The organism is Frankia sp. EI5c, from assembly GCF_001636565.1.
GTDB lineage: Bacteria > Actinomycetota > Actinomycetes > Frankiales > Frankiaceae > Parafrankia.
The window spans coordinates 40,862-67,338 of sequence record NZ_LRTK01000010.1; the positions used below are offsets into that span (position 1 = coordinate 40,862).

Below are 26,477 nucleotides of genomic sequence, written 5' to 3' on the forward strand. Positions count from 1 at the left end.
TCCGCGGCCGGGGCTGCGCTGCCCCGGCCGCGGAAGGTTGTGCTGGTCAGATCGTCACGCCGAAGCGCCGATCAGGCGAGCTTCGCGATCACGGCGCGGACCTTCGTGGCGATGTTGTCCGGCAGCGGCGCGTAGCCGAGGTCGGAGATCGCCGACTGGCCGTCCTCGGAGGCGATGTAGCCCAGGAAGCTCTTCAGCAGCGGAGCCGCGTCCGCCGGGGTGCCGGCCGTGCAGACGATCTCGTAGGTCGCCAGGTAGATCGGGTAGGCGCCCTTGGTGGCGGTCGCGTAGTCGAAGGTGAGCTTGAGGTCGTCACCATCGCCGACCTTGGCGGTACTGATGCCGAGCGAGGCCGCGTCGGTGCTCGGCGCGATGAACTCGCTCGCCGCGTTGCCGACCAGCGCGGTGGACAGCTGCGCGTTGTCCGCGTAGGAGAGCTCCACGTAGCCGATCGAGTTGGCGGTGCTCTTGACCGTGGAGGTCACGCCGTCGCTGCCCTTGGCACCCTGGCCACCGGGAGCCGTCCAGTCGGAGCCGCCCTCGAAGGNCCAGTCCGCCGCGGCGGCGCCCTTGAGGAACTTGGTGAAGTTGTCCGTGGTACCCGAGCCGTCCGAGCGGTGGACTGCCTGGATCGGAGCGTCCGGCAGGGTGGTGCCGCTGTTGTCGGCGGCGATGGCCGGGTCATTCCACCTGGTGATCGAGCCGGAGAAGATCTTGGCGATCGCCGACGGGCTGAGCTTGAGCTCCTTGACGCCGTCGATGTTGTAGATCAGGGAGATGGGGCCGATGACCGTNGGGAGGTCGACGGCCGCACCGCCGGTGCAGCGCGCGTCCGCCTTGGCCTTCTGGTCATCCTTCAGCGCGGAGTCGGAGCCCGCGAAGGTGATCTGACCGTCGATGAACTGCTGGCGCCNCGTCGACGAACCAGTGCTCTGGTAGTTGATGGTGGCACCGCTGCACTCGTCCTGGTACTTCGAGATCCACTCGTCCATCGCGTTCTTCTGCGCGGAGGAGCCCGAGCCCGTGATCGACCCGGTGGCGCAGTCGATCGCGCCGGCGGAGGTCGTGCTGGAGGCCCCGGTCGTGGTCTCCTCGGTGTTGTCGTCCGAGCCACACGCGGCCAATGAGAGCAGTGCCGCGGCGGCAAGGCCCGCGATCACCTGACGCTTGCCTAGGTTCACGAGCAATCCTTCGTCTTCGCGCCTCGCGGCGCCGGTCTCGTCCCGCCCCCCGTTCGGGGTGCCGGCGAGAATCGAAGCGGGACCGAGTGAACGAACGGTGAACGTTGCCGAACGGGAACCAATCTCCAGCCAGAACACATCCGGGACACTGAGTTCTGCATTACTTCACAACCCGCACACCAGAGATCTATCAACCCTGTGGAATCGACCAACTACAGGAGGCGCCCGATTCCCGCCCGCTCGGAACCGGATGCGCCGACCCCGAGCCCCCGGGATGTCCACGGAGAGCATCTGGTCAGTCACGCAAAGGAGGGTGGACAACCCAGCCGGGAGCACCCTCCGACGTCGCCACGGCGGCGGCCCGACCGCCAAGGACCACTGCGGGGCACAAGGTCGCCCACACCGCCAGCAATGCCGCAGCAAGGCGACTTAACCGACGTTCGGTTACCCAGCCGAACCGAAGATTCGTCCCGAGTAACCAGGTGTCCGACTCTGTCCGGAGATCATCCCTTGCCTTCCCGCACCGCCGACCGTTTGCTATAAAGCAAATCAACGGTAGCTGACAGCATTAGACCGTAACCACACAGTCAGGAGGTGCCTGGAGCCCGAGCCGCCAGCCAACGACGGCGACGTGACCGTCCTCCCCCAGCCCCAGCCCGGACTCCTCGGGACCTCTCCGAGCCCCTCCCACCGTCCAGAGGAGCTCCCCGCGAGTTCAGCGCGACGCTGCCCGCCCGTCGCCGTTCAACCGCCGTTCAACCGCCTGCCGATCAACCGCCTGCCGATCGTTCCTGCCGGGGCTGGTCCTCGGCACGCCCCAGCCGCGGGGCACCACGAACCCCTCCCCCGTCCACCGAGCAAGCCCGGCCGACCGCGCGGTCCGCCAGCCAGTCTCCGCCCGCTGGCGCTACCCGTCCCGCGCCCCAGGCCCGGCCCCGCCCGGTCGGTCGCGCGCGCGCCGGCGCACCGCGACATCACCCACCCCGACATCACCCACCCCGAGATCACCCACCGCGAGAGCGCCCGCCGCGTCATCGCTTTCGGTGACTGCCAGCAACAGGAAGGCTGTACGCACGATGAACACCGTCGACACCGGTGCACTCACGCCGGAGCCCAGACCCGTATCCGGCGGCCCGCCACCGTCGCTGGCGGAGGTCGTCACGGTGCGGGCGGGATTAGTCGTAGAGCACGAGTTGATCCTCGCCCCCGGCGCGACCGCGGCCGATCTGACCAGCGCGATGATCCTGGTCCCGCCGACCGCGGCACTCGTCAGCCACCACGGAGACGTGGATCTCTCACTCGTCTTCCGCGAGGTACCGCGCCGGGCACCGGAGGAGACCACCGCGCCCCGCTGATCCAGCACCGAGCGACCCGCCGCCCCGTCGGCTCGGTCCACCCGCCGCCCGTTCGGCTCGCGGACCAGACCACAACACGCATGGACCGGCCCGTCACGGGGGGCGGGCNGCGTCCGTCAGTCCGCCACCGCCAACCAATATCGTGGACGACGTGGCTGTTCTCACCTCACGTTCCACCGATTTCCCACGCTGGTACCAGGACGTGCTCGACAAGGCCGAGCTCGCCGACAACGGTCCCGTCCGCGGCACCATGGTCATCCGGCCCTACGGCTACGGGCTGTGGGAACGGATGCAGGCCGACATCGACGCCCGGATCAAGGCCGCGGGCGCGGTGAACGCCTACTTCCCCCTGTTCATCCCGGAGAGCTATCTGCACCGGGAGGCCGAGCATGTCGAGGGGTTCAGCCCGGAACTCGCCGTCGTCNCCCACGGCGGCGGCAAGGAACTGGCCGAGCCGGTCGTGGTCCGCCCGACGAGCGAGACCGTCATCGGCGAGTACATGGCCAAATGGACACAGAGCTACCGGGATCTGCCGCTGCTGCTGAACCAGTGGGCGAACGTCGTCCGCTGGGAGCTGCGCCCGCGGCTGTTCCTGCGCACCAGCGAGTTCCTCTGGCAGGAGGGCCACACGGCGCACGCGGACGCCGCCGACGCCGCCGCCTACGCCCGCCGGATCGCGCTGGAGGTCTACCGGGACTTCTTCACCTCGGTGCTCGCACTGCCGGTGTTCGTCGGCGCCAAGACCCGCAAGGAGCGGTTCGCCGGCGCCACCAACACGATGACCTGCGAAGGCATGATGGGTGACGGCAAGGCGCTGCAGATGGCCACCAGCCATGAGCTGGGCCAGAACTTCGCCCGCGCCTTCGACATCGACTTCCTGGGTGCGGACGGGGNCCGCCATCTGGCCTGGACGACCTCGTGGGGCAGCTCCACCCGCATGATCGGCGGGCTGATCATGGCGCACGGCGACGACAACGGCCTGCGCATCCCGCCCGCGCTGGCGCCGACCCAGGTGATCGTCCTGCCGGTCCGCGACGACGAGGCCGTGGTCGCGAAGGCCCGGGAGATCACCGATGGACTCGCCGCGGCCGGGGTGCNGGTCAGCCTCGACGCCCGGCCGGGTCTGTCGTTCGGCCGCAGGGTCACCGACGCCGAGCTCAAGGGCATACCCGTCCGGGTCGAGATCGGGCCGCGCGACCTCGCCGCGGGCAATGTGACGCTGGCCCGCCGGGACACCGGCGAGAAGGCGCCCGTGCCGCTCACCGAGGTCACGACCCGGGTGCCCGGGCTGCTCGGCGAGGTGCAGGCCACCCTGTTCGCCCAGGCGCTGGAGCTGCGCGAGGCCCGCACGGCGGACGTCACCTCGCTGGCCGAGGCGGTCGAGGCGGCCTCGACCGGTTTCGCGCGGCTGCCCTGGCGGCTGGTCGGTGAGCAGGGTGAGGCGAAACTGGCCGAGGACTCGGTGACCGTGCGGTGCCTGCAGACCGCCGACGGCGAGCTGCCGACCGCGGACACCGCCGACGAGGAACTCGTCGCCCTCGTCGCCCGCGCCTACTGATCCCACCGCCGGGCTCCCGGCCGGCCGGACCGCTGCCCGGACGGGAGCGCCGGCCGGACGGGAGCGCTGGCACCGGGCGAATTCCACCGGGCCCGCCGCCGCCTGGCGAACAAAACCTTCCCCGGCGGCATGATGACCGAGAGAAAATCCGAAACGGGATTCCTCCGGTCTGCGCACGAGTCAGTCGAAAAGCACCGGATTTGTCGCCGTGATTGTTCACGCCGGACCGCCGCGCATAATACGCCGCACCTCGGTGATCGTGCCGGCAACGTGCCTCCCCCCGGCTGGCGGGCCGCGCTGTTCCGACAGGTCAGGGATTCAGGCCGTCGACCACGGAGTGCGACGTGAGGGTACGTCTGGGCCACGACCTTTTTCGCCGACCGCCCGCCGGAGTTCGGCACTGCATCCACCCCGGTCCGCTCCCGGCAAGATCCGCGGCGGCCACCGGGAGATCCGCGGATAGATCAGTTCACCGGCGCGGGGACCGCGGACGCAATCGGTTGACTCACAATTCCGTGCCAGTAGAGTTAAGACGCGAATGCGACGTGAGTGGCCAGGACGAGTGAGGTCGTACCTCGCCCGGTCCGCCCGCGGGCTCGCGTTCGGCGGAAAGAGGGTCAGATGCGGACCAGAGGCGAAGCGACGGACACCACCGGTGTTCGCCGAGGCTTCCGTGCGCACCTCCAGGGCCTCGCCATGACTCCGCGCGAGTCATCAGGGACTACCGACATCTTTGAGGAGCGGCTGTGAAGCGGTTACTGATCGACGGGCAGCTTGTCGAGACCGAGCGAACGGTCGACTCGATCAACCCCACGACCGGCGCGGTCGTCGGCACGGCTGCGGACGCGACCGTCGAGCAGGCCGTGGCGGCCGTCAAGGCGGCCCGGCGGGCCTTCGACGAGACCGACTGGTCGACCAACGTCGAGTTCCGGGTCCGTTGTCTGAACCAGCTCCACGAGGCCCTCGTCAAGCACGTCGAGGAGTTCCGCGAGCTGACGATCGCCGAGGTAGGCCACCCGCGGCAGATCACCGACGGGCCGGCCCTCGGTGCGCCGATCAACCTGGTGAAGTACTACGCGGACCTTCTCGGGACCTACTCCTTCACCCAGGACCTGGGCGTCGCCGAGTCCTTCGGCCGCCAGAACAAGCGCTGGATCGAGCGGGAGCCGGCCGGGGTCGTCTCCGCGATCGTCGCCTACAACTACCCGACCCAGCTCGCGCTCGCGAAGCTGGCGCCGGCGCTCGCCGCGGGTTGCACCGTGATCCTCAAGGGCGCGCCGGACACTCCGCTGCTCGCGCTCGCGCTCGGTGAGCTGATCCTCAACGAGACGGACATCCCGGCCGGTGTCGTGAACGTCATCACCGCCGTGGACGTCGAGGCCTCCGAGGTGCTGACCACGCACCCGGACGTCGACCTGATCACTTTCACCGGCTCGACCGCGGTCGGCCGGCGGATCATGGAAGTGGCCAGCCGGACCCTGAAGAAGGTCTTCCTGGAGCTCGGCGGCAAGTCGGCGCTGGTCGTGCTGGACGACGCCGACCTCGATCTGGCGGCGATGATGGCCGCGTTCACGATCTGCTCCCACGCCGGCCAGGGCTGCGCGATCACCTCGCGGCTCGTCGTCCCGCGCGAGCTGCACGACACCATCGTCGAGAAGGTCGCCGGCATGCTCGCCGCCGTCAAGGTCGGCGACCCGTCCGAGCCGGACACCTACATGGGCCCGCTGATCAGCGAGAAGCAGCGCGAGAAGGTGGACGCCATGGTCCAGCGCGCGATCGCGGACGGCGCCACCCTGGTCACCGGTGGCCACAAGATCGAGCCGGGCTTCTTCTACGAGCCCACGCTGCTGTCGAATGTCGACCCCGACAGCGAGATCGCGCAGGAGGAGATCTTCGGCCCGGTCCTGGCCGTCATCTCGCACGACGGCGACGACGACGCGGTGAGGATCGCCAACAACTCGATCTTCGGTCTCTCGGGTGCGGTGATCAGCGGCGATGACGAGCGGGCGCTGTCCATCGCGCGCCGGATCCGCAGCGGCACGCTGAGCGTGAACGGCGGCAGCTACTTCGCCCCCGACGCGCCGTTCGGCGGTTACAAGCAGTCCGGTATCGGCCGTGAGAGCGGCGTCGCCGGCCTGGAGGAGTTCCTGGAGATCAAGACGATCGCCATCCCGGCCTCCTGAAGTCACGCCCTCGGCGGCTGGCGGGTCCGCGGACCCGCCAGCCGCCGAGGCGGTTCAGGAGTCGGGCAGCGCGGCCGGTCCGGAACGGACCTGGCCGCGGCCGCGTTCGGTGACCGCGGCCCGACGAGCCGCGACCTGGCTGGTTCCCGGCCGCCACGTCTCCGCCAGCAGACCTTCCGCGCGGTGCGCGTCGTCGAGCGTTGCCGCGTTGGCCACCTGCCGGTAGTGCGCCAGCAGCCGGCGCACGGCCCGCGGGTCGTTGCTGGCGATGTCGCCGGCCAGCCCGCGCGCGAACGGCAGCAGCTCCTCGTGCGGCACGACATGGTTGACCAGGCCGAGGCGGAGCGCCTCCGGCGCCGTGACGAAGTTGCCGGTCAGCGACATCTCGATGGCGCGGCGCAGCCCGATCGACTGAGCGAGCCCGACGGTGATCCCACCGCCCGGCATGATGCCGACCCGGGCGTGGGTGTCGGCGAACCGGGCCCGCTCCGAGGCGACCAGGAACGTGCACTGCAACGCCAGTTCCAGGCCACCGGTGACGGCCACCCCGTTGATCGCCCCGATGATCGGCTTGTCGATGACGGGCAGGAAGCGGTAGAGCCCGTTCTCGTACCGCTCCGGCCCGGCACCCGGCTCCCGGGCGGGCGAGGTGGACGGCGACTCGCCGGACAGCTCCCTGAGGTCCACGCCGGCGGAGAAGGCCGGGTCCGCCCCGGTCAGCACCACCGCGTCGACGTCGGGCGCCGCGCCGGCCGCGATGACGGCGTCCCACAGCGCGTGCAGCAGCTCGCGGCTCAGGGCGTTACGCGCCGCCGGCCGGTTGAGGGTCACCGTCGTGACCCGATCCGCCGTCTCGACCAGGACCACGGGCGTTCCCGCGTTCACCATGTGCACTCTCCCCGCGGATCGTGTGGGCGAACCGGACCCTATCTGGACGCGACGGCCGGGCCACGGACAGCGGCCATCGCCCCGCCGTCGACCAGGACGTCGATTCCGCTGACGAAACGAGCCTGNGAGGACAACAGGAAGGCCACCACGTCGGCGACATCCTCGGGCTGCCCGCGCCGGCCCAGCGGGGTCCGGTCGACCAGCATCTGCATGCTGGCGTGCTGTTCGGCCTCCTGCCGACCCTGGGGCGTGTCGATGATGCCCGGCGAGACCGAGCAGACCCGGCCGCCCAGCGGGCCGACCCGCACCGCCTCCTGCCGGGCGAAACGATGCACCCCCCGTTTGGCCCACGAGTAGGCCCAGCCCGGGTCCTCCAGCTGCTCGCCGACAACGGCCCGGAGCCGGTCGGGGAAGTCCGCCGCGAGCGGGTCGTCCAGAACGCCGTCGGCCGCCGGGTGATCCTCGGTGATCCCGAGCAGCGGGGCCATCGAGGCGAAGTAGACCGAGGCCGTGCCGGGAGCGGTCAGCGGGCGCAGCGCACGCGCCAGCATCGCCGTGGCGACGAGGTCGACCGTGAGGATGCGGCGCCAGTCGGCCATCGACGGGGAGATCCCGGCGGCATGCGCGACCGCCCGCAGGGTGCCCAGCTCGGCGACCCGGTCAGCCAGCCGGGCCAGCCCCGCGGGATCGGTGACGTCCAGGACGAAGCCCTCGGCCGCGGCGGGGCCGGCCGCGGCCAGGCCAGCCGCCGTCGCGGTGACCGCCGCGTCCCGGTCCACCAGCAGCAGGATGTCGACCATGGTCGCGAGCCGCTGGGCGCAGACCAGGCCCATGCCCCGCCCGGCGCCGGTCACCAGGCCAATGCTCGTCACGGCTCGACCACCACCCGCAGTGCCCCGGCACGGCGGTCGGCGGCGACGCGGAACGCCTCCTGCGCGTCCGCGAGCGGGAAGCGGTGCGTGATGAGCGTTCGGGCGATCTCCGGGTTGCCGGCGAGCATGGCGGCGGCGTCGGCCATCTCCCGGCTGCCGCCGTGGGCGCAGTAGCCCATCGAGGGAACCAGGCGGGCCTCCCGGTGGAACAGCGTTCCCCAGTCGACCTCCACCTTGCCCATCTGGACACCGATACAGACCACGGTGCCGCCGGGTGCCACCAGCCCGATCGCCTGGGCCAGGCTTTCCGGCGTGCCCGCGGCCTCGACGACCACCTCGTACAGGCCGGCCGGGGCGACGGTGGCGCCGAGCCGCTCGGCCGCCTCGGCCTGATGCGCGTGCCGGGCCTGGGCGGCCACCTCCGGGGCGCCCTGGGCGCGCGCACCGGCGACGGCCATCAGGCCGAGCGCGCCCGCGCCGACGACCGCGACCCTGGTGTTCGGGCCGGTGCCGGCGAGCCGCACGGCGTGCCAGGCGACCGAGGCCGGCTCGACCAGAGCCGCGTCACGGAGGTCGAGACCGTCCGGGAGCGGGACGAGGCGCTCGGCGGGAGCCCGGAACTGCTCGGCCATCCCGCCGTCGGCGGTGGCGCCGAGTGCCCGCTCACGGTGCGTGTCACAGAGGTTGTACCGGCCCGTGCGGCACAGCTCGCACTCCATGCAGCTCATGATCGCTTCGACGATCACCCCGCTACCGTCCGCGCGCCGGCCGGCGAGCTCATGNCCCACGACCCGCTGGCAGCCTAAGCGGATGTAGAGCAGGTCAGAGCTGCAGATGCTGGCCGACGCAATGGTCAGCAGCTCGCCGGAACCCGGCGGCTCCGCGAGATCGACGACGCCGACGGCGCCGTCCCGCGCCTTGACCGCCTTCATGGGCGTACCGCCTTCATGACCGCTCCCTCGCGACGAGGCCCCGCCCCGCGAGGGATCAGCCCCCGCCGCCCGGGCCAAGAACGTGGTTCCGAATTCACAGAAGCATCTTCTTTCCCGGGGGATCGTACGCTCTGCGCAGGCTGTCACGTGATGCTTCCGGCCGCGCCCTCAGAGGATGCCGAGCTCGTGCGCGCGCAGGAGCGCCTCGACCCGGTTGCGGGCCCCCAGCTTCTCCAGCAGGCGCTGCAGGTACGTCTTCACGGTGTTACGCGTCAGGCCGAGCGCCTCGGCGATCTCCGGGTTGGTCCGCCCCATCGCTACCTGGCGCAGGATGTCGTACTCGCGACGGGTGATCCCGTGCGCCTGACGCGCCCGCGAGGAGAACGCGAAGCCGTCGCAGTGCACATTCGCGGCGACCACCCGCTCCCCTTCCACGACCCTGCGGATCACCTCCACCAGGTCCGCACGTTCCGTGTCCTTCACGACGATCCCGTGCGCGCCGACCTCGAGCGCGGCCTCGACCGCCGCATGATCCGGATAGGCGGTGAACAGCACGACCTTCGGCGACGGAACGTCCGCGAGCAACCCCGCGATCACCTCCGGCCCGAGCATGTCCGGCAGGCGCAGGTCGAGCAGGACGACGTCCGGCCGCAGCCGGGCCGCGGCGGCGATCGCGTCCCGACCGGTACGCGCATATCCGACCACCGTAAGCCACGGCGTACCGCGCAGCGCGAGGGTGACGCCGTCGAGCACGATCGGATGGTCGTCGGCGACAAGCACCCGCACGGCCCGAGTCACCGCCACGGGGGTACCGGCAGCCACGCCCGCACCCTGGTGCCGCCGTCCTCGTCCGCCCCGATCGTCAGGGTCCCGCCGACCCGGGCCATCCGCTCGGTCATGCTCGCCAGGCCGAGCCCCGCGCCTGGAACCATGCCCTGATCCCGGGCCCGTCCCGCGCCCGGCCACTGGTCGGGGTGCGATACGCCCTGCGTGCCGCCGACCCCGACGTTGTCACTGTCGCCGCCGCCGTCGTCGCCGCCGCCGCCGACTCCGACTCCGTCGTCCGAGATCACGACCGCGACCCCGTCCTCGGCCGCGAACACGGAGACCACAACTGACGTGGCCTCGGCGTGCTTTTCCACGTTCACCAACGCTTCCCGGGTGACGTCCGCGAACGCCTGGACGCGGGCCGCCCCCAGCGGCGGAAGATCGTTCAGCGTGAGGACACGGATGGCGATACCGGTCCGCTCACCGAACGCCCGGCAGTGCTCACGAAGTGCCACACCGAGCGCGACCNGCTCCGGCGCCTGGGACAACACCCGCATCGACCCCCGCAGGGCCGCCCCGGCCTCCGCCGCCTGCTCGCCGATCACCGCGAGGCGGGACCGCAGATCTTCGTCCAGACCGGGCTCGGCGCACAGGCGCCGGATGCCGGCGCCCATCGTGAAAAGCATCGCGCCGACTCCGTCGTGCAGTTCCAGCGCCAGCCGGTGGCGCTCCTGGTGCACCGCCACCTCGGCGGCGTGTTTCGCGCGCTCCGCCACGATCTCCGCGACGGCCAGGGCACCGGCCGCCTCCGTCATCCCGTCGATCACGACATCGCTGTATTCGGTCGCACGCCGGTTCGAACCGTAGAGGACGCCGAGCAGCCGATCGCCGTGCACAACCGGAACGGCGATCATCGAAACGACCCGCTCCCGGGCCGCGTGCCAGGCGAAATCATCGGTTATCTCGGTCGCGCCCAGATAGTCGCGGACCCATAACGGCGCCCNGGAGGCCATCACCCGGCCACCGAGACCAGCCCCGCGCGGCACGACCAGACCGTGGACGACATCCGTTTCGGAGTTCACCGGATACCCGAGCGCGAGCGCATCGGCTGCCGTCGGCAGGCCCACCCAGGCCATGTCCACCCCGGCGCGGCGCGGAAGAGCGGCGACAACCCGGCGGATCGCCGCATCCCGGTCCAGCATGGCGACGATTTCGGTGAACTCTCCGCTGACCGCCGCCAGCAGCTCCGCCGCCAGCGTGCCCCGAACGGGCCGAGCACGGCTCATCAGGCTCTACCTTTCTCCCGCGGAAACCTTTCGCCCGGTCAGCACAGTTCATCAGCGGGAATTCGATTTCCTAATCGTCCCACAACGGACAGATCGGCACACTGGATCTCGCCGCCGCGCAGCGACAACCCACCGCGCGGAGACCGCCGTTACGCGGAGACAACCGCCGCGCGGAGACCGTCGCCAGGTCATCGGCACCGCGGCGAGCGGACGATCAGCGGTCCGCACGGCACGAAAGTGCCTTCCCGTGAACCACGGCACGGTTTTCCGGGAGAACCCGCCCACTGCCGACGCGACGTCTGCAGTGGGCACCTGCGCACGCGGCGGGCCGCCTCGACACCGCGGCCGATAACCGCAGGCCACCCTGCCCGGCTGGCGCCGGAACCGTGTGGTGCCGGCGGCTCGCCACCCGACGTCCCCACCTGGAGATCGCCAGGCGAAGGTCTCGGGATGGCGCTCTCCAGCCGGTGGTCTACGGGTGGTGGTCTCCAGATGGAGCTGGCGCGAGGCTCCATTCCGGCTGCACACTGCCGCACGCCCGAAAAGCACCCCGAAAGGAGTGCAACGAGTACGTCGGAGGGAGCCCGCACCCACCATATTCCTGCTCCCGCGCCATTCCACCGTGGCGGGCACGTTCATTCGGGCTGGACCGACCCGACAGCGGCTACCCGCAAACCAGTCCAGATTCAGGCCACGGGATCGCGCGTGGCCAGTAGCGGAAGGTGCGTCCCCATGCAGACACCGGAAAGCCCCCCGCCCGGTGACCACTCTCCACTCGCCCGACGCCGTACCGCCGCGCGGCACGGCATAGTCGCGCGGCACGGCATAGTCGCGCGGCACGGCATAGTCGCGCGGCACGGCATAGTCGCGCGGCACGGCATAGTCCCGCGGCGCGGCATAGTCCCGCGGCGCGGCCCGTTACGCATCACGACGGTGCTGGCGAGCGCATTACTGCTGGTGCTCACGGCCTGCCTGACCAGCCTCGGCATCACCAGCGCCGGCGCCGCGGTGCCGCCCGGTCCGGCGGCCGACCTGTCGCAGCCGCTGACCGGCGGAAACGGCGTGTTCATCGGCACGGCGATACCGGTGGACCTGGCGGCCGCCGGCTACGTCGAACACGAGTACGCCGCCAATGGGACGGCAACCGCCTACAAGGCCGTCGGCGGATTCACCCAGAACGGCCGCTGGAACTTCCGGACAGACGGTGCCGCCGCCGCCTACCGGACCCGCGTGCTGGTACGCACGCCCGTCGATCCGGCCAGGTTCAACGGCACCGTCGTGGTCGAATGGCTCAACGTCAGCGGAGGCGTCGACGCCGACGCCGAGTGGGCCACCACCCACGAGGAGATCATCCGACAGGGCGCGGTCTGGGTCGGAGTGTCCGCGCAGCTGATCGGTATCAGTGGCGGCCAGGTCCTCGTCCAGGCACCCGGGCCCGGTTCCGAGCTGGCCGGTAAGGGGCTCAAGGCGATCGACCCCGCGCGCTACGGCAGCCTCCAGCACCCCGGCGACGGCTACTCGTACGACATCTTCACGCAGGTCGCCCGCGCGATCCGGGCCGGCTCGGCCCTCGGCGGCCTGACCCCGAGGCATGTCCTCGCCGCCGGCCAGTCGCAGTCCGCGTTCGCGATGGTCACCTACTACAACGGTGTCCAGCCGCTGACCCAGGCGTTCGACGGCTTCTTCGTACACAGCCGGGGCGCCAGCGAACTGCCACTGGTCGNCCCGGGCAAGAGCGCCGACCTGACGAGCGCGCTGCTCGCCGGCACGACGACGATCTTCCGCACCGACCAGGCCGCACCCGTGATGGACGTCCAGACCGAAACGGACCTGCTCAGCATCCTCAACTCGGTGGCGGCCCGGCAGCCCGACAACGACCGCTTCCGGCTGTGGGAGGTCCCGGGCACGGCGCACGCCGACGCCCACCTGCTCGGCGCGAACGCCGCCCCGATCGACTGCGGTGTGCCGATCAACAACGGCCCGCTGCACGTCGTCGCCAAGGCCGGCCTGAACGCCCTGGTCACCTGGGTGGACTCCGGCCGCCCGCCGGTCACCGCGGAGCGGATCACCCTGCACGGGCTCATCTTCAAGAGCATCCGCCGCGACGGCAACGGCAACGCCCTCGGCGGTGTCCGCACGCCGCCCGTCGACGTACCGGTGGACCAGCTTTCGGGCGACCCCGGCCCCAAACTGTCCGCGATCTGCCTGCTGCTGGGCTCGACCAAACCGCTGTCCCAGAGCACTCTGGCGCAGCTCTACCCGTCTCGCGCCGAGTACCAGCAGCGGTACGAGGCCGGCACCGACGCAGCCGTCCAGGCCGGCTACGCGTTGCCCGGCGATCGCGACGCCCTGCTCGCCTTCGCCCAACCTGGGCGCCTACCCGCATGACCGCTGAGCCGTAACTCGCGCAGCAAGTCATAGGTGCGCTCAAGCGGGGCGTTCGATCTGGCCCGTGTACGACTGCCCCCTGGCACAACAGACAGCAGTGCAGGGGCCTGACCCGGCTCCCGGATCAGGCCCCTGCACTGGTCAACCGCTGGGCAGCAGCTCGCCGGCGGGCCGGGACGACGCAGAACGGGGCCGTGCTGGCACGCTTCCTGTGTGCGGAAGGCGTCCAGGTGTCAGAGATCGACCGACCCGACGGGGCCCGACGCCCGCCGAGGCCACGACAAGAGCGACACCGTGACGCCGCCGGCGCCGAGCTGCCCGGCGCCGCGACCGCGGTGGCCTCGGGATCACGCCGTTCGTCCCGTTCCGGCTCGGCTGTCGTCCGGAGGGTGGCGCTGCCGCCCCTGTCCGCCGCGGACGGAGCGCCGTTCGGGGCACTCCGCCTCGTCGTCAGCCTCCCGCTATCTGGTACGCTAAGCCGCGGTTCACGGGGTGTGGCGCAGCTTGGTAGCGCGCTTCGTTCGGGACGAAGAGGTCGTGGGTTCGAATCCCGCCACCCCGACCATGTGATGTCAGGTGACATCAGGCAGCCGGACCCACGTGTGGGTCCGGCTGTTTTTGTGTGCGCGGGTGGAGCGATCGTGCGCTCTGGTGGGCTGGTCGTTCCGGGCCGAGTCGGGGCNGGCTCACACAGTCACCTCGTCCGATGAGGCGGGTGCGGAAGACCACGATTGCCGGTTGGAGCGCGAGGCCAGCAGCCGTGGGGCGCGACAGCCTGGCGGGACCGGATCACGAGGCACTAGCCATTGACACACTGACCTGAACGGTCAGTAGGCGATGGTGTGCCCACCCCAGTAATAGCGTGCATCGGGATCGGTCGGTGTGACATCCGCCTCAGCATATTGCAGGATGTCCGCATCGTCGGACCAGGCGGTGGTGCACCCGTAACCCCCGACCGGGATGTCACAACCAGCCGTCTCGTGGGTGTAGTACGTCTGAACAGTACTGACCCTCGCCACTTTACCTTGCGGCAACGGGTTGATCAGACTCCCGACCGCCTGGACCATTCGACATTCTTCGCTGTACCGCAGCTGAACCTGACCCGCGATATTAGTTGGGTCCACCCACAGAGGCTCACGATAATAAGACAACTGATGATAGATCATTGGCACGGTATCTACAAGCGTGACAGCATGCGCGTTCGGGTCGCATTTGGCAGTCTGCGTCGCAGCCTCCTCCGCCGCATGGGCGGGCACTGGATTTGCCCAGCCGGTGTATGCGGTCGGAATAGCCGCGGCGGCGACAACCGCTGCCACCCGCCCAACAGGTACGCCAGCCCAGTCTCTGATCGTCATCACACTACCCTCTCTGACAAAGCGCACCGAAACGGCTACCGCTCGGGGCTTGCGGGGACCAGGGCCAACTGGCGGGTGCGGAGGACCGGGGGGCGTGCCCGGACATGCTGGCTCTGGATCTGAACATCTGATCCCACTGTGGGACTCGGCCGACTGCCGGGATTCGGTGTATCGCTGACTGTAATGGCGGCACAGTCGGTCGCCGCCATGTCCAACAGTTTCTGTGTCTCAGCCACGGTGCGAGGCCCGCCCGGCGGCACCGCCTCCGGGTCGATGCCCTGGTCTATGAGCGAGGACTACTGAAGAAGGCGCGTACAGCCACGGAACAAAAGGCGGGACGACGCGCATTCGCGACGGCCAGCGGCGGCTGGGGAGTGCGGGCGGAGGACCAGGATCTGGAAGAAGCATAGCGGTGGGCACCGACGCCGGCGATGCCTTCTCCCGAGAAAGTCGTGACCGCTTGGTTGCCGGATAAAATAATGGGCCTATGACCTGGACATATAGCGTGGAGTAAGCATCACATGATCAAATAGGCCTACCGGAGAACGCCCGCGGAAGACAGACCGTTCCACGACGGAGTCAGGAGCGAATTCTCGACACTCTCCGTGTTGCGGCGAGGCGCCCGCCNTCTGTCTGCACCAAGCTTGCCCCTCTTTGGCTACCGAAAGTAGTTGACCACACGGCGTGACCAGCAACGCTGGTGGCGCTTTCGCCTGACCATCAACGAAGCGTCGTAGACAGCGGGCAAACGGCCTGATGCGGTACCAGACGGTCCAGCCGGGAACGATCAGCTCGGCGCGGTCAGGGTCAGCAGGGTCGCTTCGGGGCGGCAGTTGAGGCGGAACGGCGCGAACGGAGACGTCCCGAGCCCGGCGGACACGTGCAGCCAGGAACTCCGTCCGCCGGCGGGCCACTGGGACAGGCCCCAGGCCCGGTCACGGTCGAGGCCGCAGTTCGTGACCAGCGCGCCGAAGTACGGCAGCCGGATCTGCCCCCCGTGGGTGTGTCCGGAGAGGATCAGGTGCACCCCGTCGGCGGCGAAGGCGTCCAGGACGCGCGGCTCCGGGGTGTGGGAGAGCCCGAGGGCCAGTTCCGTGCCGCGTTCCGGCGGCCCCGCGACGAGGGCGGTCCGGTCGCGGCGCAGCCGGGCGTCATCCACGCCGCGCAGGTCCAGGCCGCGGCCAGCGATCTCGATCGACGCGCGGCGGTTGGTCAGCTCCAGCCAGCCGCTGGCGGCGGCGAGTTCCCGGGCGAAGCCGTCCCAGTCCAGCGACGCGCCCGTCGGCCTGGGCTCGTTGTCACGCTTCAGGTAGTGGTGCGGGCTGCGCAGGGTAGGTGCGTGGTAGTCGTTGTTCCCCGGCACGAACAGGCCGGGGAAGTTGAAGAGGGGTTCGAGGGCGGCCAGCAACGGCGCCTGCGCCCGCCGGTCGGAGAGCACGTCACCGGTAAGTACGACGAGATCCGGCACCAGTCGCGCCAGGTCCGACAGCCAGGCGAACTTGCCGCGCTGGTTCGGGGTCACGTGCAGGTCCGAGATGTGCAGCAGGCGCAGCGGCGGGCGCCCCTGGGCCAGCACCGGCACCTCCCGCCGGCGCAGGGTGTAGGACGTGCGCTCGTAGCCGCCCGCGTAGAGGGCCGTCCCCACACCGGCGGCTGCCAGGCCCCACACCGCGCGGGTGAGGCCGGGCCGCCCCGCGGGGGCACGCACCGGCCGCGCGGCGGAGCGAGGTCCGGGTCCCGCAGCCGGGGTCAGAGCCGGGGTCGGCCGCGGCACGCGGGTCGCACGTCTCGGTCGCATCCCCCAAGTCTCGCCCACGCGGGGCCACCCCCCGCTCTCCCCGTCCCGCCGAGGCCGCCGTGTCCCAGCGGGGTGCCGCCGGCCGCGCCGCCCGCGCCGGGGGAGCCCGTGGCCGCGGAACCCGTGGCCGCCCGCGCCGCGGAACCCGTGGCCGCGGCTTCCGGCAGCGGGTAAACCGCGTGGCCGCGGGCCGCTGCGCGCCGTAGTCTCGATGACCATGAGCACACTCAAGGAGCAGCTGCGTGACGATCTCACCGGCGCGATGCGTGCCCGTGACGAGCTGCGGTTGTCGACGCTGCGCCTTGCCCTCGCCGCGGTGAAGGACGCGGAGGTCGCCGGCAGTGCCGCCCGGGAGCTTGACGACGCGGAGGTCCAGAAGATCCTGGCCCGCGAGGTCCGCAAGCGGCGGGAGGCCGCCGAGGCGTTCGCGGCCGCGGGCCGCACCGAGCAGTCCAGCCGCGAGCGGGCGGAGGGTGACGTGCTCGCCGGCTACCTGCCCAGCCAGCTCGGCGACGAGGAGCTGACCGCCATCGTGGACGGCGTCCTGGCCGAGCTCGGGGTCACCGACCTGAAGGCCATGGGCCAGGTGATGAAGGCCACACAGGCCCGAGTGGCGGGTCGCGCGGACGGAAAGCGGGTGTCAGAACTCGTCCGGGCACGTTTGAGTAGCGCCTGAGAGGCGGCTGGAGCCCGTCCCACCCGACATCGCTGATTGAAATCCGGGCACTGAACAGCCGGAAGGGGCTGTCTGGCCGGGTCCGGGTAGTCCGTCGGACTATCCGGACCCGGTCGGATGACTACCCGCGGAGCCGATCGCGTAGGTCCGGCAGCTGGTTCCGGCCGAAACGCTCGTTCACCGTCGGCGGGGTGACGGTCGCGCCGGGGCGCGGATTGATGCCGTTCGGCAGCAGCGACGCCCCGGTGAGCCCGCCGGACACCTGCAGCACGACCTCGGTGTCGAGCGAGGTCTCGCCGGGCTCCGGCGACATGCCGACGACGATCCCGGGTTGCGCCAGATGCGGCACTGTCGTCAACCGCACCCGGAATCCCTGCTCTCGCAGCGCGGCCTCGGCGACCTGCTGAAGCTGGCCGCGGACATCCGGCAGCATCTTCTTCGGCACCTGCGGCTGCGTGTTGTCCGGCTGCGGCAGCGGCATGACCGGCAGCGCCAGACCGTCAATCGTCCGGGTCATGGTGCGGGNCCAGATCTGGGCCGGGAAACCGCCACCGAAAACCTGTCGGCTGCCCAGGACGTTGCGCAGCTGATGGGCTGTCGGGCCACGCGGGTCGGCCAACGTGACAGCGGTCGCCAGCTGCGGGATGTATCCCGCGAACGACGCGGTGCTGAAGCCTTCGGCGGTGCCCGTCTTACCGGCCGCGGGGCGGCCGATCCGGGCATTGCCCGAAGCGGTTCCGTGGTTGATGACGCCCTGGAGAACCGCTGCCACGGTGTCCGCGATCGCCGGGTCGAGCACCTGCTCGCACGGCTTTCCGGTGTCGAAGGCCAGCGGCCGGTCCGCGGTGCCGATCCGCTGGGTGATGGACAGCACCACCCGGGGATGGCAGCGGTTTCCGCGCGCGGCGAGCGTCGCGTACGCGGTGGCGAGGTCCAGCGTGCTGATCTCGTTGGAGCCGAGGATCGCCGAACCATCCACGGAGCTGATTCCGTTGACGTTCTTGCATTCCGGGTCGTTCTCTCCGGCCGGCCGGATGCGGCAGGAGCTGACCCCGAGCCGGCGGGCCATCTCGGCGGTCTTCAGAACGCCGAGCTGCTCGGCGAGCTGGATGTAGTAGGTGTTGACCGAGCTCCAGGTCGCGGTGGTCAACGAGTAGAAGCCGTCCTCGCTCGGGTCGGCGTTTCCGTAGCACTTCTTCCCACCCGAATCCGGGTTGTCGAACTTCACCGACGGATAGCACAGGGGTGAGTGGAAGGTGGTCGACAGCNGGATGTTGTTCTCCAGCGCGGCCGCCAGCGTGAACACCTTGAAGGTCGAGCCGGGCGAGAACGAGTCCTCGTCGACCGGGTAGATCTCCCTCGTGTGGGTGAAGTCGCTGGTGAGCGCCGGCGGGAGATTGTCGACGGGGTCCCCGTACTGCCGGTTCTGGGCGAGCGCGAGCACGTTGCCGGTGCCCGGCTGCATCATCACGACCCCGGCGGCGACTCGCTCCCCGACCGGGATCACCTCTTCCGCGGAGGTCTGCGCCGCGCCCTGCGCGACGGGGTCGAGCGTGGTCCTGATGGTCAGGCCGCCCTCGAACAGCAGGCGCTGGGCGTCCTCCTTCGTCGCGGCGAACGTCCGGTCGGCAAGCAGGACCTGGCGGACGTAGGAGCAGAAGTACGGAGCGGAGGAGTCCTTGCAGGCGTCGACCGACCGGGCCGGCCGGTCCAGCACGACCTCCTCGTTCCGGGCCGCCTCCCAGACGGCGGTGTCCACGTGCCCGAGATCGTGCATTCTGCCGAGAACCGTGTTCCGGCGTTCCCGCGCCGCCTGGGGGTGCAGCACCGGGTTGTAGGCCGTGGGATTCTTGACCAGGCCCGCGAGCAACGCCGACTGGGTGAGCGTGAGCTTGCTGACGTCGATGTTGAAGTAGTGGTGCGCGGCCGCCTGGACGCCGTAGGCACCGTCACCGAAGTAGGCGATGTTGAGATAGCGCTCGAGGATCTCGTCCTTGCTCAGGTGATCTTCCAGGTAGAGCGCATAGCGGGCCTCGCGGAGCTTTCGGTCGACCGTCTGCTCGGTTGCCTGCTCCTTTTCCACCGTGGTCCTGGCCGACGTCAGCAGGACGTTCTTCACGTACTGCTGGGTCAGCGTCGAGCCGCCCTGGGTGACCNCGCCGGACTCCTGGTTCGCCAGGTAGGCGCGGATCATTCCGCGGTAGTCGACACCCGAATGCTCGTAGAAGCGGGCGTCCTCGATGTCGATGATCGCCTGGCGCATCGGCTGCGGCACCTGGTCGAGTGCGACCAGTTCGCGGTCCTGTTCACCGCGGAGTACCGCGATCTCGTTTCCGGCCGAGTCCAGGATCCGCGAAGGCTGCGCCAACGGCGGGACGGTGAGATTCGCCGGCAGTGAGAGGAAATGGTCCGCTCCGCCTTTGGCCGTGACTCCCACCAGGCCGACGACCGGCAGCGCCAGCATGCCGACCAGCACTCCGGCCGCCATACTGGCGGCAAGGACACCGAGAAGTCGTTTCGGTGTGACCTGGCGACGACGCGCCGCGGGTGGCCCGACCCGTCCGCCGGCGGGAACGTTCTCCTGTTCCCCGCCGCCACCGGTACGCCGCCGGAGGGACCTCCGGAGATCTGGGCGCTTCACGGACGGACCCCGTGAACGACGCTGGTGCGCCAGTCCACCCAGACAGGACGGGGCGTCACCGCCCCGGGGGGCCGCAGGCGGAACTCGGCACGGGCGCACCTGCCCGGAACCGGCTCCTTACTTGTGGTTCGGCCTGGTATGAACACTGAGCCCGGGACCNTCCGCTCGAGTCCTCCGCTGCCGTCAACGATGCCGGCTTTCGGCAGGTACCCGCACCGGCCGAGGCCGAGGCGATGATCCAGTACTGCGCTGATCCACAACCTGTGATCCAATGTGCGAGCTGGCGTAAGCGCCATCTCATCGAACTAAGACTACGACGCCACAGCAGAGTCACGTCGGCGTCACNGAACTGACACACGTCTGTCACAGACCGCACTACTGCGGCGATCGGGATCAATGGCCCGGACTAGTCATTTGGACAACCACCCGTGTGGGGTCTGTGCCGTGGCCACGCCACTCCGTACGGTTTCGGGTCAACGCCACGTCACCACCCGCACGGGCCCCCTGACCCGGACTCGAGAAGAAAGGCAGGTGGCATGACCAGAAGCCTGACCCCGACCGTCAGCCTGTCACGCCGTACCAGTACGACCGGGCTCGTCGGCTCCACCGCCGACGGCGACTGGACGGCGCACGCCGCCTGTCGCGACCTCGACCCGGACGAGCTCTTCGTCCAGGGGGCCGCCCAGAACCGGGTGAAGACCAGGTGCTTCGGCTGCGTCGTACGCACCGAATGCCTGGCGGACGCTCTCGACAACCAGGTCGAGTTCGGCGTCTGGGGTGGAATGACCGAACGGGAGCGCCGTGCTCTCCTTCGCCGCCGCCCGGACGTCACCTCCTGGCGGAAGCTCCTCGCCGACGCCCAGGCGGATCACCGGTCCGCGTCCGCGGGCTAGNCCCGACCCTCACCCGGCGGTGTCCGACGACAGCGGGGTCGAACGGGCACCACCACGTCAGGTAACACCGGTAACGCACAGTTGTTTCCATCCGCGTCGCGATATAGCCCGGATGGGCGGTGAAGTCTCCATCAGTGGCGCTGGTCCCCCGCAAGATCCTGGGTTGCACGCTTGTCGTGCATGGCCCAAACAGGCGGAGGGCCCTCTTTGGACCCGGGTGCACATCGCACCGGCGCGATTCCNGGGGCCGCATTTCGGGTTGGGCTGTATCAGCGCGGGTCGCGCACCTAAGCGCCTTCTCGTCTCCGGCTCGGACGCGCCGGCGCAGACGCAGGCACAGGCGCGCTCAGGCAGCCAGCGCCCGCTCAGGTGCCAGCGCTTGCTCAGGTAAGCAGGGCTCGCTCAGGTGGCCAGGGCAGCCATCGCCCGGCCGATCTCACGCAATCCGGCCAGATCATGGACGTCCTCGGCCAGCGCCTCGACCTCGACGAGCGCAGTGTCCGGATGCGCGCTGGTGAACCGCTCACGCAGCCGGATCTCACGCTCGGCAAGCCGGGCCCGGTCGGCATGGATCCGCAGCACCGCCGCGGCCAACGGATGCTCGCCGTGTTCGTTCAGCGTCTCCGCACCGGCCGCCCCGCGCTCGACGGTGAGCCCTGACGTGTCACAGAAGTGCATCCGATTGACGATGAGGCCGGCCAGCGGCATGCCGTCGGCGTCAAGCCGATCCACGAAGTAGGACGCCTCCCGCAGCGCGGCCGCCTCCGGCGCGGCCACCACGACGAACGAAGTGCCGGGCGCGGCGAGCAGACGGAACGTCTGGTCCGCGCGGGCGCGGAAGCCGCCGAACATCGTCTCCAGCGCGGCGACGAACTGGCTCAGGTCGGTGAGCAGCTGAGCACCGAGCACCTTGGTGATGACCCTGGTGAACATGCCCAGACCGGCGCCCAGGACCTTCGCGTAGGCCCGCCCCCCGGCCTTCGCCGGTGCCAGCAGCACACGCAGCAGCCGCCCGTCGAGGAAATCGCCCAGCCGGCCCGGCGCATCCAGGAAGTCCAGCGCGGAGCGAGTCGGCGGAGTGTCGACGACGATCAGGTCCCAAAGGCCACTGGCGTCCAGCTGGCCCAGTTTCTCCATCGCCATGTACTCCTGGGTGCCGGCGAAGGAGGAGGACAGCGACTGGTAGAAGGGGTTCGCCAGCAACGCCTCGGCGCGTTCGGGTGTGCTGTGGTCGAGGACGATCTCGTCGAACGTCCGCTTCATGTCGAGCATCATCGCGTCGAGCCGGCCACCGGCCGAGCCGTCCACTCCACCGACCTCGCGGGGAGTGTTGTCCAGCGCGGTGAGGCCGAGCGACTGGGCCAGTCGACGCGCGGGGTCGATGGTCAGCACGACCACGCGCCGCCCGCGCTCGGCCGCCCGCAGCGCGAGCGCGGCGGCGGTCGTCGTCTTGCCGACACCCCCCGAGCCGCAGCAGACGATGATCCGTTCGGAGTCGAGCATCGCGTCCACGTCGAGACGCGGCACTCCGGACGGATGGGGCCGGGACGCCGGTCGGCTCAGCGCCGGGCCGTTCGACGCCGACCGGCCTGGCGCCGCCTTGCCCGACGCTGCCTTGCCCGACGCTGCCTTGCCCGACGCTGCCTTGCCTGACACTGCCTTGCCTGACGCCGACCGGCCCGAGCCCGACTGGCCCGAGCCCGACTGGCCTGTGGCGCGGCCTGACCCGGACCGACCTGAGGTCGGCCGGCCGGACGCGGGGCGGCTCGACTTCGCCCGACCCGCGGTCGCGCGGCGCGGTGGCCCGGCGTCGTCGGGCTCACGGGCGGCGGGAGTCACGCGCTCATCCGCTGCGCCCGCAGGATCTCCGCGATCCGGTAGAGCGTGCCGAGGTCTACCCCGTCAGCCATCAGCGGCACCTCACATACCGGACGGTCCAGGCCGGCGATCTGCGCGCGCTGCGCCGACTCCAGCGCGACCCGCTCCGCGTGCTGGGCCGCCTCCCAGGCCAGCGAGGCGAGCAGTTCCTCGGTCGGCTCGATGCCGGCCTCCTTGACTCCGGTCGCGAGTTCCTCGTGGTCGAGCTCGCCGCGCCGGGCCAGCTCCAGCTCGTCGGGCGCGAGCAGCGGGCTGCGCACCATGTTCACGACGACGGCGCCGACCGGCAGGCCCACCTCGCACAGCTCGCCGATCCCGTCGACCGTCTCCTGGACGGGCATCTCCTCCAGCANGGTGACCAGGTGCACCGCGGCCCGTTCCGGGGCAAGCACCTTCATCACGGCCTCGGCCTGGGCTCGGATCGGACCCATTTNGGCCAGCCCGGCGACCTCCGCCGAGACGTTCAGGAACCGTGCGATCCGGCCGGTGGGGGGCGCGTCCAGGACCACCGCGTCATAGGCGAGCCCGCTCGGCCGCGTCCCGTCCGGCCGGTTGACGGCCTCCTTCACCTTTCCGGTGAGCAGCACGTCCCGGACCCCGGGGGCGACGGTCGTGGCGAAGTCGACCGCGCCGACCCGGCCGAGCGCGCGGCCGGCACGGCGCAGGTTGTAGAACATCTCCAGGTATTCCAGGAGCGCTTCGTCCGCGTCGATGGCGAGGGCGAACACCTCGCCACCGCCGGGGGCGCTCGCCACCTTCCGCTCCCGGTAGGGCAGCGGCGGGGTGTCGAAGAGCTGGGCGATCTGCTGCCGGCCCTCGACCTCCGTGAGCAGCACCCGGTGCCCGCCGGTGGCCAGCGCCACGGCGAGGGCGCCCGCGATCGTGGTCTTTCCTGTGCCGCCCTTACCGGTGACGATGTGCAGCCNGCGGTCCCAGAGCCCAACGGCCGTCTGGTGCGGCCTGTCGTCACCGGTCACGTGCTCGACCGTACCCGGGGGCCGTGGGTCCTGACGGGCACACCCGCCCGGCCGACCCCGAGCGGTGACGAACGCCCACCCGGCCGGTGACAGTGCTGTGATGCTCTAGGGTCCAAGGTCATGCAGACCAAGTGGGAGTACATGACCGCCCCGCTCCTGATCCACGCCACCAAGCAGATCCTCGACAACTTCGGCGAGGACGGCTGGGAGCTCGTCCAGGTGGTCCCCGGGCCGAACCCCGAGAGCCTGGTCGCGTACTTCAAGCGGCCCAAGGCCTAGGCGCGCGCCGTGGCCTCCCCCGTGCTCCCCGCGGGCGCCGCGCGGCCGTCCGAGCGGCTCGCCGAACTCGGCCTGGTCCTGCCGGCGGTGCCCACTCCGGCGGGGGCCTACCTCCCGGCCGTCCGCGACGGTGAGCTGGTCTGGACGGCGGGGCAGCTCCCGCTCGTCGACGGCAGCCTCGCGGCCACCGGCCTGGTCGGCGACCAGATCAGCGCCGAGCGGGCCGCGGAACTGGCCCGGGTGTGCGCGCTGAACGCGCTCGCCGCGGCGGCCGGCGCGGCGGGCGGGCTCGACGCGCTGGCCCGCATCGTGAAGGTCGTCGGATTCGTCGCCAGCGCACCGGGATTCACCGCGCAACCGGCGGTGGTGAACGGCGCGAGCGAGCTGCTCGCCGCTGTGTTCGGTGACGCCGGCCGGCATGCCAGGTCGGCCGTCGGGGTCGCGGCCCTGCCGTTGGGAGCCCCGGTGGAGATCGAGCTGGTGGCCCGCGTGGCCGGCTGACCCCGCCGTCCGCCGGCCGCGGTGTCTACTATCGGAAGACATGGTTGATCATCAGGCGGAGCTGATCACCCGGTTCGGCAGTCCTCGCCGGGTGGCTGCCGACGAGGCGGCCGCGCTGGCCCGGCTGGCCGCGTCACCGGCGGTTCCGCGGGACGCCTCGACGGTCATCCTGCTGCGCGACGCGCCGGCCGGTGGCGGTATCGAGGCCTACATGCTCCGGCGCACCACCACGATGTCGTTCGCCGGCGGCATGTACGCCTTTCCGGGCGGCCGGCTCGATCCGGCCGACAGCGACGACACCCTTCCCTGGCTGGGCCCGCCGGTGGCCGAGGTGATGCCGGGGCTGGACCCGGATCCCGCGAAGGCCCGGGCCCTGGTCTGCGCCGCGGTGCGGGAGACCTTCGAGGAGTGCGGGGTCCTGCTCGCCACCGCGGCCAGTGGCCGGGAGGAGACCACCGACCTGCGTGACGTCCCCGGGCTGGCCGCTGACCGCCAGGCCATGGAGGACCGCCGCCTCGGTCTCGCGGACGTCCTCGGCCGCCGCTCGCTGGCGCTGCGCGCGGACCTGCTCGCGGCCTGGACCCGCTGGGTCGCGCCGGAGCTTGAGCCCCGCCGCTACGACACGCGTTTCTTCGTCGCCGCGCTGCCCGCGGGCCAGCAGCCGGGCATCGCCTCGACCGAGGCGGACGGAGTCCTCTGGATCCGCCCCGCGGACGCGCTCGACCGGTTCACCGCCGGTGCGATGGCGATGCTGCCGCCGACCGCCTTCACCCTTGCCGAGCTGGCCGAGTTCGAGGACGTCGCCGGTGTGCTCGCCGCCGCGCGGGGCCGGGACCTCGCCCCCGTCATGCCGGAGATCGACGTCTCCGCCGGCCGCTGGCGGCTGCTGTTCCCCCATCTGCGCCCCCGGGCCGCGGACATCGACGGGTCCACCGCGTGATGAGCGCTCCCCGCCAGGTCACCGCGCTGGCCGCCGTCGTGCTGGCACCGAACCCGGGCCCGATGACCCTGGAAGGCACGAACACCTGGATCCTGCGCGCCCCCGGCGAAGCCGGCTGCGTCGTGGTCGACCCCGGGCCGGACCACGACGAGCACCTCGCCCGGGTGGCCGCGGCCGGTCCGGTGCACGCCATCCTGCTCACCCACGGCCATGCGGACCACAGCGCGGGCGCGGCGACGCTGCATGCCCTGACCGGTGCGCGGGTGCGGGCCCTCGACCCGGCGCACCGGCTCGGCTCGGAGGGGCTGGGCGCCGGGGACGTCATCGCCACCGCCGGCGTCGAGCTGCGTGTGCTGGCCACGCCCGGGCACACCGCCGACTCGCTGTCGTTCGTGCTCGCCGGGGACGACCGGCACCAGGCGGTGCTCACCGGGGACACCATCCTGGGCCGGGGCAGCACCGTGGTCGCGCATCCCGACGGCCGGCTCGGTGACTATCTCGCGAGCCTGCGACAGCTGCGCGAGCTCGGTGAGATGACGGTGTTGCCCGGTCACGGTCCCGAGCTGCCGGCGGCCGGCCGGGCGGCGCAGGCCTACCTGGACCATCGGGCCGCGCGCCTCGACCAGGTGGTCGCCGCGCTGGCCGAGCTGGGCGAGCCCGCCGGGCGGGTGGCCCCGGCGGATGTCGTGCGCCTCGTCTACGCCGACGTGGACCGGGCGCTCTGGCCGGCGGCGGAACTGTCCGTCCGGGCCCAGCTCGAGTACCTCGATTCCCGCTGAGGCAGCCCGCGCGGGCGACCGTCGCCGCGCTCCCCGGCACGTGACATCCGCCACGCCGGCCGCGGCGCGGCCGGCCGCCGCCCGAGGCGCGCGCGGACGTCCGCGGCCGGCGGGAGCTACCGGCGGAAAACCGGGTACCCCCGAAAAGCGGGCAGCGTAGTGACCTGCGCCACAATAGCGCCGAGGCGGGCCCCCGCCCTCGGTTCCCCCGGGCCCGCCCAGGTCAGTCATCCGACACAGCTTGATCCAGAAAGGGAGACCAAGGCCACTAAACTTTCCGGCGGAGGAGACGGCTCGTGCGCTTTGTAACCATTCGGACCCCTGGTAACGCCCGCGGATCCGCGTACTC

At 70.9% G+C, this 26,477-nt stretch carries 20 protein-coding genes, 1 tRNA gene and 17 pseudogenes; 15 read left to right on the forward strand and 23 right to left on the reverse strand.

Annotated features, from left to right (window positions below):
- Positions 1-71: 71 nt before the first annotated feature.
- From UG55_RS33590 to UG55_RS29085, 5 genes and pseudogenes are all read right to left on the reverse strand, one after another.
- Positions 72-547, reverse strand: a 476-nt coding sequence (locus UG55_RS33590) for a PstS family phosphate ABC transporter substrate-binding protein (protein ID WP_242423970.1), incomplete at its 5' end; no start/stop codon positions are given.
- A 1-nt stretch (position 548) separates the two neighbouring features.
- A pseudogene (locus tag UG55_RS33595) lies at positions 549-794 on the reverse strand (substrate-binding domain-containing protein); the annotation flags it as partial.
- Between the two features lies 1 nt (position 795).
- A pseudogene (locus tag UG55_RS33600) lies at positions 796-913 on the reverse strand (phosphate ABC transporter substrate-binding protein PstS); the annotation flags it as partial.
- 1 nt (position 914) lies between these two features.
- Positions 915-1,181, reverse strand: a pseudogene (locus UG55_RS33605) (substrate-binding domain-containing protein); the annotation flags it as partial.
- Between the two features lie 907 nt (positions 1,182-2,088).
- Complete coding sequence (locus UG55_RS29085; RefSeq protein ID WP_157901502.1) at positions 2,089-2,256, reverse strand: hypothetical protein; 168 nt, start codon at positions 2,254-2,256, stop codon at positions 2,089-2,091.
- A gap of 1 nt (position 2,257) precedes the next feature.
- Between UG55_RS29085 and UG55_RS08000 the strand changes: the two genes are divergently transcribed.
- From UG55_RS08000 to UG55_RS08010, 6 genes and pseudogenes are all read left to right on the forward strand, one after another.
- Positions 2,258-2,536, forward strand: coding sequence for a hypothetical protein (locus UG55_RS08000; protein ID WP_066065087.1), 279 nt, complete (start codon positions 2,258-2,260; stop codon positions 2,534-2,536).
- Positions 2,537-2,687: 151 nt separating this feature from the next.
- A pseudogene (locus tag UG55_RS33610) lies at positions 2,688-2,960 on the forward strand (proline--tRNA ligase); the annotation flags it as partial.
- Between the two features lies 1 nt (position 2,961).
- Positions 2,962-3,429 (forward strand): annotated as a pseudogene (locus tag UG55_RS33615) (aminoacyl--tRNA ligase-related protein); the annotation flags it as partial.
- Between the two features lies 1 nt (position 3,430).
- A pseudogene (locus UG55_RS33620) lies at positions 3,431-3,633 on the forward strand (proline--tRNA ligase); the annotation flags it as partial.
- A gap of 1 nt (position 3,634) precedes the next feature.
- Positions 3,635-4,094 (forward strand): annotated as a pseudogene (locus tag UG55_RS33625) (His/Gly/Thr/Pro-type tRNA ligase C-terminal domain-containing protein); the annotation flags it as partial.
- A gap of 746 nt (positions 4,095-4,840) precedes the next feature.
- The gene (locus tag UG55_RS08010; RefSeq protein ID WP_066065090.1) at positions 4,841-6,277 is read left to right on the forward strand and encodes an aldehyde dehydrogenase family protein; all 1,437 of its coding nucleotides are present in this window, start codon (positions 4,841-4,843) and stop codon (positions 6,275-6,277) included.
- 54 nt (positions 6,278-6,331) lie between these two features.
- Here UG55_RS08010 and UG55_RS08015 read toward each other — a convergent pair whose 3' ends face one another.
- From UG55_RS08015 to UG55_RS46880, 9 genes and pseudogenes are all read right to left on the reverse strand, one after another.
- Positions 6,332-7,165, reverse strand: coding sequence for an enoyl-CoA hydratase (locus UG55_RS08015; protein ID WP_066065094.1), 834 nt, complete (start codon positions 7,163-7,165; stop codon positions 6,332-6,334).
- A 38-nt stretch (positions 7,166-7,203) separates the two neighbouring features.
- Positions 7,204-7,290, reverse strand: an 87-nt coding sequence (locus UG55_RS45205) for a hypothetical protein (RefSeq protein WP_255360444.1), incomplete at its 5' end; no start/stop codon positions are given.
- 1 nt (position 7,291) lies between these two features.
- Positions 7,292-8,028, reverse strand: a pseudogene (locus UG55_RS08020) (SDR family oxidoreductase); the annotation flags it as partial.
- A gap of 5 nt (positions 8,029-8,033) precedes the next feature.
- On the reverse strand, positions 8,034-8,819 hold a 786-nt coding region (locus UG55_RS08025), incomplete at its 5' end, for a zinc-binding dehydrogenase (protein ID WP_242423971.1).
- 1 nt (position 8,820) lies between these two features.
- Positions 8,821-8,969: pseudogene (locus tag UG55_RS33630) on the reverse strand (alcohol dehydrogenase); the annotation flags it as partial.
- Positions 8,970-9,137: 168 nt separating this feature from the next.
- Entirely contained in the window at positions 9,138-9,791 is a 654-nt protein-coding gene (locus UG55_RS08030) for a response regulator transcription factor (RefSeq protein ID WP_083986566.1), read from the reverse strand.
- The gene (locus tag UG55_RS46870; RefSeq protein WP_396230839.1) at positions 9,764-10,252 is read right to left on the reverse strand and encodes a sensor histidine kinase; all 489 of its coding nucleotides are present in this window, start codon (positions 10,250-10,252) and stop codon (positions 9,764-9,766) included. The genes UG55_RS08030 and UG55_RS46870 overlap by 28 nt, the downstream gene beginning before the upstream one ends.
- A gap of 14 nt (positions 10,253-10,266) precedes the next feature.
- Positions 10,267-10,740 (reverse strand): annotated as a pseudogene (locus tag UG55_RS46875) (histidine kinase); the annotation flags it as partial.
- 1 nt (position 10,741) lies between these two features.
- Positions 10,742-11,023: pseudogene (locus UG55_RS46880) on the reverse strand (hypothetical protein); the annotation flags it as partial.
- A 732-nt stretch (positions 11,024-11,755) separates the two neighbouring features.
- On the opposite strand from UG55_RS46880, the gene UG55_RS33635 reads away from it, so the two are divergent.
- The 3 genes and pseudogenes from UG55_RS33635 to UG55_RS08045 all read left to right on the forward strand — a co-directional run.
- Positions 11,756-12,746: alpha/beta hydrolase domain-containing protein (locus UG55_RS33635; RefSeq protein WP_313954589.1), on the forward strand; the 991-nt coding region annotated here is incomplete at its 3' end.
- A 1-nt stretch (position 12,747) separates the two neighbouring features.
- Positions 12,748-13,411 (forward strand): annotated as a pseudogene (locus tag UG55_RS33640) (alpha/beta hydrolase domain-containing protein); the annotation flags it as partial.
- A gap of 488 nt (positions 13,412-13,899) precedes the next feature.
- Positions 13,900-13,976 (forward strand) — tRNA-Pro (locus tag UG55_RS08045).
- Between the two features lie 262 nt (positions 13,977-14,238).
- Here the strand turns inward: UG55_RS08045 and UG55_RS28315 are convergent.
- Both UG55_RS28315 and UG55_RS08055 read right to left on the reverse strand, forming a co-directional pair.
- Positions 14,239-14,766, reverse strand: a complete 528-nt coding sequence (locus UG55_RS28315; protein WP_128422899.1) for a hypothetical protein — start codon at positions 14,764-14,766, stop codon at positions 14,239-14,241.
- Positions 14,767-15,553: 787 nt separating this feature from the next.
- Positions 15,554-16,474, reverse strand: a complete 921-nt coding sequence (locus UG55_RS08055) for a metallophosphoesterase (RefSeq protein WP_066065107.1) — start codon at positions 16,472-16,474, stop codon at positions 15,554-15,556.
- Between the two features lie 307 nt (positions 16,475-16,781).
- On the opposite strand from UG55_RS08055, the gene UG55_RS08060 reads away from it, so the two are divergent.
- A complete protein-coding gene (locus UG55_RS08060; RefSeq protein WP_066065289.1) occupies positions 16,782-17,240 on the forward strand; it encodes a GatB/YqeY domain-containing protein in 459 nt (152 codons plus the stop codon).
- Positions 17,241-17,361: 121 nt separating this feature from the next.
- On the opposite strand, the gene UG55_RS33645 is transcribed toward UG55_RS08060, so the two are convergent.
- The 4 genes and pseudogenes from UG55_RS33645 to UG55_RS33660 all read right to left on the reverse strand — a co-directional run.
- Positions 17,362-17,757, reverse strand: coding sequence for a PASTA domain-containing protein (locus tag UG55_RS33645; RefSeq protein WP_396230840.1), 396 nt, complete (start codon positions 17,755-17,757; stop codon positions 17,362-17,364).
- A 9-nt stretch (positions 17,758-17,766) separates the two neighbouring features.
- Positions 17,767-18,508 (reverse strand): annotated as a pseudogene (locus tag UG55_RS33650) (penicillin-binding transpeptidase domain-containing protein); the annotation flags it as partial.
- A gap of 1 nt (position 18,509) precedes the next feature.
- A pseudogene (locus tag UG55_RS33655) lies at positions 18,510-19,396 on the reverse strand (transglycosylase domain-containing protein); the annotation flags it as partial.
- A gap of 1 nt (position 19,397) precedes the next feature.
- Positions 19,398-19,728: pseudogene (locus UG55_RS33660) on the reverse strand (transglycosylase domain-containing protein); the annotation flags it as partial.
- A gap of 689 nt (positions 19,729-20,417) precedes the next feature.
- Between UG55_RS33660 and UG55_RS08070 the strand changes: the two are divergent.
- Positions 20,418-20,774: a WhiB family transcriptional regulator gene (locus UG55_RS08070; RefSeq protein ID WP_018637428.1), complete on the forward strand. Its 357-nt coding sequence runs from the start codon at positions 20,418-20,420 to the stop codon at positions 20,772-20,774.
- Between the two features lie 402 nt (positions 20,775-21,176).
- On the opposite strand, the gene UG55_RS08075 is transcribed toward UG55_RS08070, so the two are convergent.
- The 3 genes and pseudogenes from UG55_RS08075 to UG55_RS33665 form a co-directional block, all read right to left on the reverse strand.
- Positions 21,177-22,337 carry an ArsA family ATPase gene (locus UG55_RS08075; protein WP_396230841.1) on the reverse strand — a complete coding sequence of 387 codons (1,161 nt, stop codon included), beginning with the start codon at positions 22,335-22,337 and terminating at the stop codon, positions 21,177-21,179.
- 272 nt (positions 22,338-22,609) lie between these two features.
- A pseudogene (locus tag UG55_RS45945) lies at positions 22,610-23,004 on the reverse strand (ATPase); the annotation flags it as partial.
- Positions 23,005-23,086: 82 nt separating this feature from the next.
- Positions 23,087-23,577, reverse strand: a pseudogene (locus tag UG55_RS33665) (ArsA-related P-loop ATPase); the annotation flags it as partial.
- Between the two features lie 172 nt (positions 23,578-23,749).
- Between UG55_RS33665 and UG55_RS28320 the strand changes: the two are divergent.
- From UG55_RS28320 to UG55_RS08095, 4 genes are read left to right on the forward strand one after another with little or no spacing between them, the layout of a single operon-like run.
- Entirely contained in the window at positions 23,750-23,908 is a 159-nt protein-coding gene (locus tag UG55_RS28320) for a DUF4177 domain-containing protein (protein ID WP_128422900.1), read from the forward strand.
- Positions 23,909-23,917: 9 nt separating this feature from the next.
- The gene (locus tag UG55_RS08085) at positions 23,918-24,409 is read left to right on the forward strand and encodes a RidA family protein (protein ID WP_066065114.1); all 492 of its coding nucleotides are present in this window, start codon (positions 23,918-23,920) and stop codon (positions 24,407-24,409) included.
- Between the two features lie 40 nt (positions 24,410-24,449).
- Positions 24,450-25,349, forward strand: a complete 900-nt coding sequence (locus UG55_RS08090; protein ID WP_066065118.1) for an NUDIX hydrolase — start codon at positions 24,450-24,452, stop codon at positions 25,347-25,349.
- The gene (locus tag UG55_RS08095) at positions 25,349-26,128 is read left to right on the forward strand and encodes an MBL fold metallo-hydrolase (protein ID WP_066065121.1); all 780 of its coding nucleotides are present in this window, start codon (positions 25,349-25,351) and stop codon (positions 26,126-26,128) included. Before UG55_RS08090 ends, UG55_RS08095 begins: the two co-directional genes overlap by 1 nt.
- Positions 26,129-26,477 lie beyond the last annotated feature (349 nt).